This is a genomic window from Campylobacter sp. CFSAN093229 (assembly GCF_011068225.1).
GTDB lineage: Bacteria > Campylobacterota > Campylobacteria > Campylobacterales > Campylobacteraceae > Campylobacter_D > Campylobacter_D jejuni.
In genome coordinates this window covers 35,098-48,330 of record NZ_JAAMXB010000012.1, presented here as the reverse complement: position 1 = coordinate 48,330, position 13,233 = coordinate 35,098, and the positions used below count along the sequence as shown (strand labels likewise).

The following is a 13,233-nucleotide window of genomic DNA, read 5'->3' as shown; positions in this document are numbered from 1 at the left end:
TTAGCTTTTCAAAATCCTTGCAAGTTTAAGTAAATTTGAAATTAAAAATTCTTTTTTTACGAGCTTAGAATTGGTTTTAAGCTCGTATTCGCTTTTAAGCAAAAGAGTGAAAATTTCTTTATATTGTTCGATTTTTAAACTAAAGGCTTGAGAGCTTAAATTTTGTCCCACTTGAGGGGGTGGAGTATAGCCTAAAAGATCTTTAAAATCAATTTTACCATTGACTTTAGCATAAAGTGCGATTTTAAATAAACGATAAAAAGAATTATATAAAGAGTTGATTAAAGCAATTTCATTAAAATTGTCTAAAATTTTTTCAAGTTCGCTTTTAAAGTCTTGTTTTTTTAAAATTTTCTCAAAAAAGCTTTCAAAACTTCCTGTATTCAAACTATAGCAGTATTGTTCTATGGTTTTTTCATCTACTCTTAAACCGCTAAATTTATTAAGTTCACTCGCAGCAAGATATAAATTCTCATCAAAACTTGTAAAAAGGGTAAATAAAGCATTTTGAGTGATTTCAACCCCTAGTTGTTTTGCTTTTATACTTAAAAGCTCCACGCCTTCTTTAGCTCCGTTAGCTTTAAAAAATCTTGCAAAATGAGGAGAGAAAATTTTTTCTATGTCGCTTTGCTTTGAGTTTTCATCATAAAGCTCTAAAAGAAAGAAATTGTCCGTATTGTTTTTACAAAGATCTACTAAAATTTTAAGATCTTTTGTTGGAATTTTTTTAGAAGTTTTGATTTCTAGTAATTTTTTTTCGCTAAAAAGCGATCCTGCGCTTAAAAAATCACTCGCACGAGTGAAGTTGTATTCTTCAAAAAAAAGTTTTAAAGTTTCATCGGGCTTATATTTTTCTTTTATAAATTCAGCATAAAGTTCGCTTTGAAAATTATCTGCTCCATAAAGAAAGAAAAAATTAGGTATTGAATCTTTAGAAAGTAGGGTTTGAAGCTCTTTTCTATACATTTTCTTCCTTTATAAGTCTTTGGGTGATTTTAGCATAAATTTTTGCCATAACTATATCTGCTTCCATGATTTGCACTTCAACACTTTCTAGCAAATTTACACGCGTATCATAAAGGATTATATCTGCTCCTTTGATTTCATCATCTAGTTTAGCTATGCAAACTCCATCATTTTGCACAACTAAAGCTTTAAATTTTTTGCCTATATTTTTAGCCGCCCATCTAGCAAATTTTCTATCCATAAAATCAAAAGCAACCTTATCCGCCTCTCTTTCAAGTGTACTAAGATTCTCGCAAGTGCTTTCTATGTTTAAAAGTAGATAATTAAAAAGTTTTTCATCGTTTTTTTGTTTGGCTTTTAAAAGTCTGTGTAAAATAAGATCAGAATACCTTCTTATAGGGCTTGTAAAATGTGAGTATTTATCAAAACCTAAGCCAAAATGTCCCGCATTTACACTAGAATATTCCGCTTTTTTTTGTGCTTTGATGATGAGTTTATCTACTTCTGCTCTTAAATTTAATTCATCAGCTAAAGCTTGTATGTCGCGTATGAGCTCAGGAAGATTAGGCTTAAAATTTACATCGATTCCGAGTTCGCGTAATTCATTTAAAAGCTTATTGATTTTTCTTGCATCAGCACTTAAGTGATTCCTAAAAACACCTATATCTATGAGTTTTGCTGCGGCTTTATTGGCTAAAAGCATACAATCTTCGATTAAATTATGCGAAGGTGTGTCTTTTTCAAAAACTGTGCTTTTTAGACTTAAATTTTCATCTAAATTCATTCTTAATTCTTCGGTGCGAAATTCAAAGGCATTTTTAAGACGCATTTTGCGTAAATTTTTTGTGATTTCAAAAAGCTCATAAAGCCATGAAAGCTCTTTTAAATCAGGTTTTTGTATCAAAATTTCATCAACTTCATCGTAATTAAAACGGCGTTTTGAGTTGATAATACCTTCAAAAAGTTCTTCTTTTATGACCTTATTTTCATGATCGAGTGCGATTTTAAAACAATACGCTAAGCGATCTAAATGAGGTTTTAAAGAACAGATATTTTCACTTAAGGGACGAGGTAGCATAGGTATAGCAATATGTGGAAAATAAATAGAAAATCCACGATTTCTTGCTTCTTTATCTATAGCACTATAAGCATAAACATATTCGCTAACATCAGCAATAGCTACATAAATTTCTCGTTTTTGAGTGTCAAAATAAATCGCATCATCAAAATCTTTTGCATGTATAGGATCTATGGTGCAAAAAGGTAAGGCTCTTAAATCCATGCGATTTTCATACATACTCGCATCAACACTATCGCCGTTTGCTAGAGCTTCTTTGATGCAAGCGTCGCTAAATTCGTTATTTTTATTAAAAAGAGCTAAGGAGATTTTTTCATCTACGCTTTCATCATCGATATGTCCTAAAACTTCTATGATATTGTTATTTTCATTTTCTATTTTTAAAATTGTCCCTAAAGGTAGTGCTTTTAAGGATTTTTGAGAAGCTTTTAAGGCAGTGCTTAATCCTGTTTTGATATTCATTCCAAGCACGGCTTCGCCGTACCTTTTGGTGATCACTAAAGAGGTTTCATTGGCTCTTTTTAGAACTAAAATCACCTTTGCACTGGGGCGTTTTTTCTTTAAAGGTAGAAGTTTTACTGCGACTATATCTTTATAGTTTGCACCTTTTAGGTTTTTGTTTTCTATCAAAAGATCTTTTTTGAAACTTTCATCAAAGCATTGTAAAAAACCTGTGCCTTTGCTTGAAATATCAAGTACTCCAAAGGCAAAACCATTGTTAAGATAGTATTTGTTTTTGTGTTCTTTGGTGATATGATTAGCTAAAAGCTCTCTTAAAATTTGTTTAAATTCATTGCTTACTTCATGAGAGCTAATGCCATAACTAAGACTGTTTAAAAATTCTTTCACTTTTGATACTTTATGATTTTTTGTAAAATTCTTACATAAAGTTTATAAAAAAAATATGAAATTTATACTTTAATTGCTATAATAATACCTTTAATTTTTGAATTTTTAAGGAGTGAATATGGCTATTACAGTATATTATGATAAAGATTGTGATTTAAATTTAATCAAATCAAAAAAAGTAGCAATTATAGGCTTTGGCTCTCAAGGACACGCTCATGCGATGAATTTAAGAGATAATGGCGTAAATGTAATTATCGGACTTCGTGAAGGTAGTGTAAGTGCTGTTAAAGCAAAAAATGCTGGTTTTGAAGTAATGAGTGTAAGTGAAGCTTCTAAGACAGCAGATGTGGTTATGATTTTAGCTCCTGATGAAATTCAAGCAGATATTTTTAATGTCGAAATAAAACCAAATTTAAGTGAAGGCAAGGCTATAGCTTTTGCGCACGGTTTTAATATCCACTATGGTCAAATTGTTGCTCCAAAAGGTATAGATGTTATCATGATAGCACCTAAAGCACCAGGACACACAGTAAGAAATGAATTTACTTTAGGAGGTGGAACTCCTTGTTTAATAGCCATCCATCAAGATGAAAGTAAAAATGCTAAAAATTTAGCCTTAAGTTATGCAAGTGCGATTGGGGGCGGACGCACAGGTATTATAGAAACAACCTTTAAAGCCGAAACAGAAACAGATCTTTTTGGTGAACAAGCTGTGCTTTGTGGTGGGCTTAGTGCTTTGATTCAAGCAGGTTTTGAGACTTTGGTTGAAGCAGGTTATGAACCTGAAATGGCTTATTTTGAGTGTTTGCATGAAATGAAACTCATTGTGGATTTGATTTATCAAGGTGGTATTGCAGATATGCGTTATTCTATCTCAAATACTGCAGAATACGGCGATTATATTACAGGGCCAAAGATTATTACTGAAGAGACTAAAAAAGCGATGAAAGGTGTTTTAAAAGATATACAAAATGGTGTTTTTGCAAAAGATTTTATCTTAGAACGCCGTGCAGGTTTTGCTAGAATGCATGCAGAACGCAAAAATATGAATGATTCTTTGATAGAAAAAACAGGGCGCAATTTGCGTGTGATGATGCCTTGGATCAGTGCTAAAAAATTAGTAGATAAAGATAAGAACTAAACATTGTCAAAGAAAAAATTAGTTCAAATTCAGCGTTATTTAATCATAGCTATACTTTTTTTACTTTGTATAGCTTTAGCTTTGGGAATTTTAGTAAAATATCAAAATTCCCAAGATGTTTCTTCTGTTAAGCCGGATTATTTTATTGATAAACAAGAAGATTTAATTTCATCAAATAAAGATCATTATGAAATTGGTATTTTTCAAGAGAATGAGTTTGATAATAATAAATCTGTAAGTATTTTAGAGCAAAAAATTCAAGAAATCGATGATTTAAATACAAGTTTAAATGAGCAAAATTTAAGCAGTGTGGAGCAGAATTTAAGTTTAGAGCAAAATCAGAGTTTGGAACACAATTTTATTCCAAAAGATACAAATTTAACCCAAGATCAAAATTTAACTTTTGATGAAGATATTCATTTAAATAAAATTTCTAAAAAACCAAAACTTGCTATTATTATCGATGATATGGCAAATGCAAGTCAGGTTAGAGGTTTAAAAGCTTTAAATTTAAAGTTAAATCCTTCTTTTTTTCCGCCAGATAAAAACCATAGCGAAACGCCAAAACTTGCTTTAAAATTTGATTTTTATATGGTGCATTTACCTTTAGCAGCGATTAATTACAATAAACCCGAGCTTGATACTTTAAATCCAAATGATAGCAAAGAAAGAATTTTTAAAAAAATCAAGCAAATTAAAAAAGATTTTAAGGATTTAAGATATATCAATAATCACACAGGAAGTTTATTTACAAGCAATGAAGAAGCTATGAGAAAGCTTTACGAGGCTTTAAAAAATCAAAATATATTTTTTGTAGATTCTAAAACTATAGGAAATTCTAAGGCAAATAAAATCGCTAAAGAACTCAGTATCCCTTATATACAAAGAGATATGTTTTTGGATAATGAAGATGATGTTAATTATGTTAAAAAACAACTTGAAAGTGCGGTAAAACTTGCACAAAAAAAAGGTTTTGTTATAGCCATAGGACATCCTAGGAAAAATACTTTTAAAGCTTTAGAGCAAAGTAAGGATTTGTTAAAAGGCGTTGATCTTGTGTATTTGAGTGAAATTTATGGCAAGTGAAATTTTGCCTGATGAATTTTTAGAACTTTTTAAAGATTTAAAAAAGCCTCCTAAAAAATTACACTATAAAGGAAATTTATCTTTATTAAAACAAGATAAAATCGCTATTATAGGTTCAAGGCGTATGAGTGTTTATACGAAAAATTGTGTTTTTTCTTTAGCGAGTATGCTTAAAAATGCTCATCTTTGTGTGGTAAGTGGCGGTGCTTTGGGTGTGGATATCACCGCAAGTGTGGCGGCTATGCCAAATACTATAGGTATTTTTGCTAATGGTTTAGATCAAATTTATCCAAGAACTAATGAAAAAATCATTAAACAAATTTATGAAAATGCTTTGGCTTTAAGCGAATACGAAGATGATTATTTGCCAAAAAATTATGACTTTTTACTAAGAAATCGTTTGGTTATTGCTTTAAGTAAGGCCGTTGTAGTTGCACAAGCAGATATAAAAAGTGGTTCTATGCAAAGTGCAAAACTTGCTTTAGAACTCAATAAACCTTTATATGTTTTACCGCAAAGACTAGGAGAAAGCACAGCAACTAATTTGCTTTTAAAGGAAAATAAAGCAAAATTGATTTGTGATTTCAAAGAATTTGTAAGTGAGTTTGCAAGTATAGATACAAATCAAGATGAATTTTTAGAGTTTTGTAAAAAAGGTGTGAGTGTTGATGAGGCTTTAAAAATTTATGGACAAAAAGTTTATGAATACGAACTTGAGGGAAAAATTTCCATAGAAGGGCTTTTTATAAGGGTTTTAGTATGAGAGCTTTGGCTTTAGATGTAGGTTTAAAACGCATAGGTGTAGCGCTTTGCGTAGATAAAAAGATCGCTTTGCCTTTAGATGCAGTTTTAAGAAAAAATCGCAATCAAGCCGCCAATGAAATCAAAAATTTACTTAAAATACATGAAATTTCTTTACTCATTGTAGGCATTCCTAAGGGTGGATCAAGCGAAGAAGAAATGACAAGACGCATTAAGCATTTTGTTTCTTTGCTTGAATTTGATAAAGAAATTTGCTTTGTAGATGAAAGTGGAACAAGTAAAGAAGCTTTAGGATACGGTGTAGCCAATACACGCAAAAAAGATGGTAAATTAGACTCTTTATCCGCTTTTATCATGATAAAGGATTATTTTGCTCTCTAGAATAGAAAAACTTTATACCAAAGATGAAATGCAAAATATTTTATCTTCTTTTACTCAAGAAAAAAATGTTTGTGTATTTGCAAATGCTTTAAAAACCAGCATTGAAGAATTAGAAAAAGAATTTTTAAAACAAAATTTAAAATTTAAAAAGATCAACGCTTATTGTTATTTGTTTGACGCCAAAGATAAGGCTATCTTAAGTTCTATGAAAGCTTTTAATGAGGCGCACTTTTATATACAAAATTATTCTTCTTATTTGTGTGCTTTAAATTTAGAAGTTAAAGCAGGGCAAAGTGTTCTTGATATGTGTGCAGCTCCGGGTGGTAAAAGTATCAATCTTGCAAATTTTATGCAAAATACAGGTTATTTAGCTTGCAATGAGATGAGTAGGGATAGATTTTTTATTTTGCAAAAAAATCTTAAAAATTACGGCGTGAATGCTAAAGTTTTTATGAAAGATGGTAAAAATATAGGCAATTTATGTCCTTTAAAATTTGATAAAATTTTACTTGATGCACCTTGTTCAACTTTTGCTAAAATAGGTTTTGATTTGGAAAAAAGTTATAAAGAAATCAAAAATATTGCAAAAACTCAAAAAAAACTTCTACATTCTGCTTTAAAGGCATTAAAAATAGGCGGAGAGCTTGTATATAGTACTTGCACCTTTACCAAAGAAGAAAATGAAGAAGTGATAGAGAATGCTTTAAAAAGCGAGTTTAAATTAGAGCTTTTAGATATTGATTTGGAAAATGTTGAGGCTAAAGCAGGGCAAAGTGAAGAATTTGCTGAAATTTCAAAATGCAGACGGATTTTACCAAGCTTAGACTATGATGGATTTTTTATAGCTAAGCTTAGGAAATTATGTTAATTGATAAAATTATTCACATTTAAATACAAATTCATAAAAAAACTTAAAAAACAATAAATAATTTTTTCTTTATTTTAAAGCTTAAAGTTCTATTTTTAAGTACTTTGAAAAGAAAATCACAGCGTGAAAAGGCTGTGAATAAAGTTGAAATTTTTTTAACCTTAAAAAGATGAAATTAGTCTGATTGTATTTTTTGCAGTTTTGGAACTATTACAGCTTGACAATATCCTTGATTGGGATTATTTATAAAATAATGTTGATGATAGTTTTCAGCTTTGTAGTAAGTTTGCAATCTTGAAATTTTAGTAACTATTTTTTGCTAAATATTTTTTGCTGTTCTTCGATGAAATTTTGAGCTAAAATTTTATCTTCTTCATTTTCGTAAAAGATTATTGAGCGATATTGTATACCAATATCTCCACCTTGTTTATCTATACTTGTTGGATCATGAATTTTAAAAAAGAGTGTTAAGATTTCAAGAAGAGAGATTTGTTTTTCATCGTAATTTATTTTGACAACTTCTATGTTATCATCACCATTACACACGCTTTCATAGCTAGGATTTGGATTTCCTCCGCTATATCCAACTTCAGTATCGATTACACCTTTTAGGCGTTCAAATACGGCTTCAACACACCAAAAACAACCACCACCTAAAACGATATTTTTCATTGCGAGTTTTCCTTGAGTTTAGCCCTTTGAAGGGCTAGGATTATTTGTAGTTTTTGATTGCTTTTTCTAAAATTTCAATTGCAGCTTTTTCATCTTTAAAATCTTGTACTTTAACCCATTTGTTTGGCTCTAAAATTTTATAAGTTTCAAAGAAATTTTTGATTTTATTTAAAGTTGCTTGTGGTAAATCTGTGTAAGTTTTTATATTGTCATATCTTGCATCTATTTTTGAATTTGGAACTGCAAGAAGTTTTTCATCCATTCCGCTTTCATCTTCCATGATTAAAACACCGATTAAGCGGCAAGGAATCACGGCTCCAGCTTGGATAGGATATTCATTAAGCACTAAAATATCCACAGGATCACCATCATCAGCCAAAGTATTGGCAATAAAACCATAGTTTGCTGGGTAAAACATCGCACTAGCCATAACGCGATCTACCATGATAGCACCACTATCTTTATCGATTTCGTATTTGATGCTTGATCCGTATGGAATTTCAATTACGGCATTGATTTTATTTGGAATATCTCCGATTTTGATTTTGCTTAAATCCATTTTTTCTCCTTATATACTTTGAATTTTTTTAATCAGTTCTTTCATGTCTGCAACGATAGGTTCGATAGTGCGTTCCCCATCGATAATAAAATGAAGTTTTTTCTTTTGATAAAAATCTAAAATTTCATTTAAAGGTTCTATATAAACTTTCATTCTATTATAAAACACTTCTTCATTATCATCTGCACCACGATTTCTGCCTAAAACTCTTTCTTTGGCAACTTCTTCGCTTACTCTTACTTCTATAACACCTTTAAGACAAATTTCATTTTGCTCACTTAAAACCTTGTCAAATTCCATCATTTGTTCTACGCTTCTTGGATAGCCATCGATGATAATAGTTTTAGTTGGAGCAGCTTTTAGTGCGCAAACTATAGTATTTACAACAACATCTAAAGGAACAAGATTGCCTTTGGATATAAAACTATCTATAGTTTTTCCAAGCTCACTCCCACTTGCTACTTCAGCTCTTAAAAGATCTCCTGTTGAATAGTGTGTGATATTTGTCGCATCTGCTTGTGCGATTAAACTAGCATCGGTAGTTTTTCCACTACCTGGTGCACCTATGATTAAAAACAATTCTTTCATTTTATATTCTCCCTTAATTTGATTCCTAATTCTCTCATTGCTTCATTGCTAGCAGGCGATGGTGCATCTGTCATTAAGCATTGCGCTCTTTGGGTTTTTGGAAAGGCTATAACCTCTCTTATGCTGTTTGCTCCTGTAACTAGCATGATGAGTCTATCAAGTCCTATAGCGATACCTCCATGTGGTGGAGCACCAAAACTTAAAGCATCAAGTAAGAAGCCAAATTTTTCTTTTTGTTGTTCTTCATCGATATTTAAAAGTTTAAATACTTTTTGTTGAATATCGTTTTTATGGATTCTTATACTACCTCCACCTAGCTCAACGCCATTTAACACTACATCATAAGCAATAGATGAAATTTCTTCTAAATCAGTCTCATCGATATTTTTTGGCATGGTAAAAGGATGGTGCATCGCAGAATAACTTCCATCATCATTTTGTTCAAACATAGGAAAATCAACAACCCATAAGAATTCTAAGGCATTTGGATCTATAAGATTTAACTCGTTGGCTAAGAAAATTCTAAATCTTCCCATATAATCAAGCACGGTTTTTTTAGCTCCTGCACCGAAAAATACCACATCTCCTACTTCAAGTTCACAGCGTTTGCTTAGCTCATTTAAATCTTCTTCGCTAAAGAATTTGCAAAGCGGACCTTTAAGTCCATCTTCTTTAACTTGTATAAAAGCTAAGCCTTGAGCACCAAATTTACGCACAAATTCTTCAAATCTTTGCATTTGTCTTTTTGAAAAAATAGTATCGCCTTTTGGAACGCGTATGGCTTTGATGCGATTTTTCTTTGTATCTTTGGCAATATTTGCAAAAATTTCATTATTTGACTTAGCAAAAATATCAATCACATCAATAAATTTAAGATCAAATCTTAAATCCGGCTTATCAGAGCCATAATTCTCCATAGCGTCTTTGTATTGCATTTGTCTAAAAGGGGTTTGAATTTCTTTGCCGCAAGCTTTGAAAATATCTTTTAAAAAAGTTTCAGCTACATTGATTACATCTTTTTGTTCGCAAAAACTCATTTCAACATCAATTTGTGTGAATTCAGGTTGGCGATCAGCTCTTAAATCTTCATCTCTAAAACATTTTGCGATTTGAAAATAACGATCAAAACCGCTACACATTAAAAGTTGTTTGAAAAGCTGAGGGCTTTGTGGAAGAGCATAAAATTCACCCTGATGCACACGAGAAGGCACGAGATAATCTCTTGCGCCTTCGGGAGTAGCTTTGGTAAGAATAGGGGTTTCAACTTCTAAAAATCCCATATTTGCCAAAGAATTTCTAGCTGCTATACAAGCTTTAGAACGCAAGGCAAAATTTTCATAAAGTTTAGGATTTCTTAAATCTAAAAAGCGATATTTTAAGCGTAATTCTTCATTTACACTTTCATCGGCGATAGCAAAAGGAGGTACGGCACTTTCATTTTCTATGGTAAGTTTAGAAACAACTACTTCGATTTCTCCTGTTTTTAATTTAGGATTTACAAGTCCTTCGCCACGCGGACGAATAGCACCTTCTGCAATAAGTACAAATTCATTTCTTGCATTGGAAGCGATTTCATGAGCTTCTTTGCTATCATTTGGATCGCAAACAAGTTGGATAATACCACTTCTATCTCTTAAATCTATAAAAATAACTCCACCATGATCGCGGTAGCTATTTACCCAACCGCAAAGTTTAACGCTTTGACCAACATGGGAAATTCCCAAGTCTGTATTATAATGACTTCGCAAATTTATTCCTTGAAAAAGATTTTTTAAGATAATGAGCAAAATTATAGTATTTTTATTCTTTTGCTTTGCTAAGATTTGATATAATTTTTTATGCAAAATAAAATAGATTATAAAAATATTAAAAAAATCGGACTTGTTACACGACCCAATGTGAGTTTAGATAAGGAAATTTTAAAACTTCAATCGATTTTATCTATATATAAAGTTGAACTTGTATTGTTTAAAGAAAGTTCTGAAATTTTAGATTTGCCAAAGTATGGATTGGATGATTTGTTTAAAATATCTGATTTTGTTATTTCTTTAGGTGGAGATGGAACTTTGATTTCTTTATGTCGTAAAGCTTGTGAATATGATAAAGCAGTTTTAGGAATTCATGCTGGACATTTAGGTTTTTTAACAGATTTTAAAGTTGATGAAGCTGAAAATTTTTTTCAAGCTTTTTTTCAAGGAGAATTTAGAATAGAAAAGCCTTATTTATTAAGTGTTTTTTTAGAAGATAAGCAAGGAAAAATTTTAGAAAAATTAGCTTTTAACGATGTGGTCATCAGTAAAAACAATCAAGCTTCTATGGCTCATATAGAAGTTTTTAGAAAAGAAAAGAAATTTAATGAATATTTTGGAGATGGGCTTATTGTTGCAACTCCTGCGGGTTCAACAGCTTATAATTTAAGCGCAAATGGGCCCATAGTTTATACTTTAGCTCAAGCTTTTATCTTAACTCCTGTTTGTTCTCATTCTTTAACACAACGCCCTATTGTTTTGCCAAAAGGTTTTGAAATAGAGATTATGGCAAAGGATTGCATACTTTGTATTGATGGGCAAGAAAATTATAAAATGAATGATTTTAAAAGTATAAAAGTGGGTTTAAGTGATAAAAATGTGGCTTTAATTCACCCAAAAAATAGGGATTATTTTCAAATTTTAAAAGAAAAATTACACTGGGGAAATTGATGATAAATAGAATTTTTATGAAAGAAAATCTTGGTTTTAAAAAGGCTGAGCTTGAAATTTCTAAAGGGCTTACCGTTTTTACAGGCCTAAGTGGAGCTGGAAAATCAGTTTTGTTTAAAGGAATTTTATCCGCATTTTCTTTGAGTGAAAGTGAGGCTAAAATTGTCGAAATAGAACTAGATGATAAGTTAGATTTAGAAAGTTTTGGCATAGAAAGCGAAGAGGAGAATGTTTTTAAGCTTTTAAAAGAAAAAAACACAAAATATTTTATTAACAATCAAAGCATAGCGAAAAAAAATTTGCAAAATTTAAGTAAAACTTTTATTAAGTATTTAAGCGCAAAGGAAAATAACGAATTTGGAAATGAAAAATTTTTAAATCTCTTAGATGCCTTAGAAATGCAAGAAAATACAAATTTTATTTCCTTTTTAGAAGATTTTAAAAAAGATTTTAATGCTTATAGTCAAATTTCTAATGAGCTTAATGCAATTTTGGAAGAAGAAAAAAAAGTAGAAGAATTAAAAGAATTAGCTAGAGTGCAAATTGAAAAAATTTCAAGCATTAATCCTAAAATAGGTGAGTATGAAGAGCTTTTAATACTTAAAAAAAAGCTTTCTAAAAAAGATAAATTAGAAGAAGCTTGGAGTAAGGCAGAGCGTATTTTTGAACTTGAAAAAGTTGTTATTGAAGCTTTAAATTTAAGCGAAGTTGATGCAAGTTTTTTTAGTGAATGTTTAAATGAATTACGCGTGATTTGTGAAAATCAAAAAATGGAAGATTTGGATTTTGATGTGGAGACGCTTTTAGATCGCATTGAAAATTTGTCCTATCTCATCAAGCGTTATGAAAGCATAGAAAATGCTTTAGAGGTTTTAAAACAAAAAAAACATGAACTAGAACATTATGAAAATTTAAGTTTTGAAAAAAAAGAACTTGAAAAAAAATTTCAAGAATTAAAACAAAAATTAGAAGAAAAAGCGCAAATTTTAAGTCAAACAAGAAAGAAAAACCTTAAAAAATTAGAAAAATGTTTAAATAATTATCTTAAAGATCTTTATATGAAAGACGCAAGTTTGACACTTAAAGAAAATGAAAAAATTTCAATTTTAGGCAAAGATGAGATAATGCTAGATATTAATTTAGCTCATTTAAAAAATTTAAGTTCGGGTGAATTAAATCGCTTAAGACTTGCTTTTATAGCCACAGAATGTAAAATTTTAAATGCAGGTAAAGGGATATTATTTTTAGATGAAATTGATGCAAATTTAAGTGGAAAAGAGGCTATGAGTATAGCCAAGGTTTTAGAAGAGCTTTCTAAGTTTTATCAAATTTTTGCTATTTCTCATTTGCCTCAACTTTCCTCTAAGGCACATAATCATTTTTTAGTTGAAAAAAATGGCGAAGAAAGCAAGGTAAAAAAGCTTGATCAAGAAGAAAGAATTAAAGAGCTTGCTAGGATGGTAAGCGGAGAGCTTGTTAGTGATGAAGCAATCGAATTTGCTAAGACCTTGTTTAAGAATTAAGCGGATTTTTTATTTTACTATGTTAGAATATATAACTATAAAATTTCCTTTCTTTGAAGCA

At 30.5% G+C, this 13,233-nt stretch carries 12 protein-coding genes and 1 pseudogene; 7 read left to right on the top strand and 6 right to left on the bottom strand.

Annotated elements, in window-relative coordinates; all coding sequences use genetic code 11:
- Together holA and FBE93_RS06650 are read right to left on the bottom strand one after the other, a co-directional pair.
- Positions 1–966 carry a DNA polymerase III subunit delta gene (gene holA, locus FBE93_RS06655; protein WP_002921151.1) on the bottom strand — a complete coding sequence of 322 codons (966 nt, stop codon included), beginning with the start codon at positions 964–966 and terminating at the stop codon, positions 1–3.
- Positions 959–2,893 (bottom strand): ribonuclease R family protein, encoded by a 1,935-nt coding sequence (locus tag FBE93_RS06650; protein WP_165434299.1) that lies wholly within the window; start codon positions 2,891–2,893, stop codon positions 959–961. The genes holA and FBE93_RS06650 overlap by 8 nt, the downstream gene beginning before the upstream one ends.
- A gap of 118 nt (positions 2,894–3,011) precedes the next feature.
- Between FBE93_RS06650 and ilvC the strand changes: the two genes are divergently transcribed.
- Genes ilvC through FBE93_RS06625 form a run of 5 tightly spaced genes read left to right on the top strand, consistent with a single transcriptional unit; the run spans position 3,012 to position 7,131 of the window.
- On the top strand, positions 3,012–4,034 hold the full coding sequence (gene ilvC / locus FBE93_RS06645; protein ID WP_002931987.1) for a ketol-acid reductoisomerase: 1,023 nt from the start codon (positions 3,012–3,014) through the stop codon (positions 4,032–4,034).
- A gap of 3 nt (positions 4,035–4,037) precedes the next feature.
- Entirely contained in the window at positions 4,038–5,120 is a 1,083-nt protein-coding gene (locus FBE93_RS06640; protein ID WP_002931999.1) for a divergent polysaccharide deacetylase family protein, read from the top strand.
- Positions 5,110–5,883, top strand: coding sequence for a DNA-processing protein DprA (locus FBE93_RS06635; protein ID WP_002932002.1), 774 nt, complete (start codon positions 5,110–5,112; stop codon positions 5,881–5,883). The genes FBE93_RS06640 and FBE93_RS06635 overlap by 11 nt, the downstream gene beginning before the upstream one ends.
- Complete coding sequence (gene ruvX / locus FBE93_RS06630; RefSeq protein ID WP_002856861.1) at positions 5,880–6,263, top strand: Holliday junction resolvase RuvX; 384 nt, start codon at positions 5,880–5,882, stop codon at positions 6,261–6,263. Before FBE93_RS06635 ends, ruvX begins: the two co-directional genes overlap by 4 nt.
- 28 nt (positions 6,264–6,291) lie before the next feature.
- On the top strand, positions 6,292–7,131 hold the full coding sequence (locus FBE93_RS06625; RefSeq protein ID WP_079264093.1) for an RsmB/NOP family class I SAM-dependent RNA methyltransferase: 840 nt from the start codon (positions 6,292–6,294) through the stop codon (positions 7,129–7,131).
- Positions 7,132–7,306: 175 nt separating this feature from the next.
- Here FBE93_RS06625 and msrA read toward each other — a convergent pair.
- The 4 genes and pseudogenes from msrA to aspS form a co-directional block, all read right to left on the bottom strand.
- Positions 7,307–7,803: pseudogene (msrA, locus tag FBE93_RS06620) on the bottom strand (peptide-methionine (S)-S-oxide reductase MsrA).
- A gap of 40 nt (positions 7,804–7,843) precedes the next feature.
- The gene (ppa, locus tag FBE93_RS06615) at positions 7,844–8,362 is read right to left on the bottom strand and encodes an inorganic diphosphatase (RefSeq protein ID WP_002855031.1); all 519 of its coding nucleotides are present in this window, start codon (positions 8,360–8,362) and stop codon (positions 7,844–7,846) included.
- A 9-nt stretch (positions 8,363–8,371) separates the two neighbouring features.
- Positions 8,372–8,950: an adenylate kinase gene (locus tag FBE93_RS06610; RefSeq protein ID WP_165434298.1), complete on the bottom strand. Its 579-nt coding sequence runs from the start codon at positions 8,948–8,950 to the stop codon at positions 8,372–8,374.
- The gene (gene aspS, locus FBE93_RS06605) at positions 8,947–10,698 is read right to left on the bottom strand and encodes an aspartate--tRNA ligase (protein WP_002854803.1); all 1,752 of its coding nucleotides are present in this window, start codon (positions 10,696–10,698) and stop codon (positions 8,947–8,949) included. The genes FBE93_RS06610 and aspS overlap by 4 nt, the downstream gene beginning before the upstream one ends.
- 90 nt (positions 10,699–10,788) lie before the next feature.
- Between aspS and FBE93_RS06600 the strand changes: the two genes are divergently transcribed.
- Positions 10,789–11,649, top strand: coding sequence for an NAD(+) kinase (locus FBE93_RS06600; protein WP_002866499.1), 861 nt, complete (start codon positions 10,789–10,791; stop codon positions 11,647–11,649).
- A complete protein-coding gene (locus tag FBE93_RS06595; RefSeq protein ID WP_165434297.1) occupies positions 11,649–13,172 on the top strand; it encodes an AAA family ATPase in 1,524 nt (507 codons plus the stop codon). Before FBE93_RS06600 ends, FBE93_RS06595 begins: the two co-directional genes overlap by 1 nt.
- Positions 13,173–13,233: the final 61 nt, after the last annotated feature.

Bases quoted from the DNA above. Each gene is read 5' to 3' on its own strand.
- holA (WP_002921151.1), bottom strand. From the start codon at position 966: ATGTATAGAAAAGAGCTTCAAACCCTACTTTCTAAAGATTCAATACCT.
- ilvC (WP_002931987.1), top strand. From the start codon at position 3,012: ATGGCTATTACAGTATATTATGATAAAGATTGTGATTTAAATTTAATC.
- FBE93_RS06635 (WP_002932002.1), top strand. From the start codon at position 5,110: ATGGCAAGTGAAATTTTGCCTGATGAATTTTTAGAACTTTTTAAAGAT.
- ruvX (WP_002856861.1), top strand. From the start codon at position 5,880: ATGAGAGCTTTGGCTTTAGATGTAGGTTTAAAACGCATAGGTGTAGCG.
- FBE93_RS06625 (WP_079264093.1), top strand. From the start codon at position 6,292: ATGCAAAATATTTTATCTTCTTTTACTCAAGAAAAAAATGTTTGTGTA.
- ppa (WP_002855031.1), bottom strand. From the start codon at position 8,362: ATGGATTTAAGCAAAATCAAAATCGGAGATATTCCAAATAAAATCAAT.
- FBE93_RS06610 (WP_165434298.1), bottom strand. From the start codon at position 8,950: ATGAAAGAATTGTTTTTAATCATAGGTGCACCAGGTAGTGGAAAAACT.
- FBE93_RS06600 (WP_002866499.1), top strand. From the start codon at position 10,789: ATGCAAAATAAAATAGATTATAAAAATATTAAAAAAATCGGACTTGTT.
- FBE93_RS06595 (WP_165434297.1), top strand. From the start codon at position 11,649: ATGATAAATAGAATTTTTATGAAAGAAAATCTTGGTTTTAAAAAGGCT.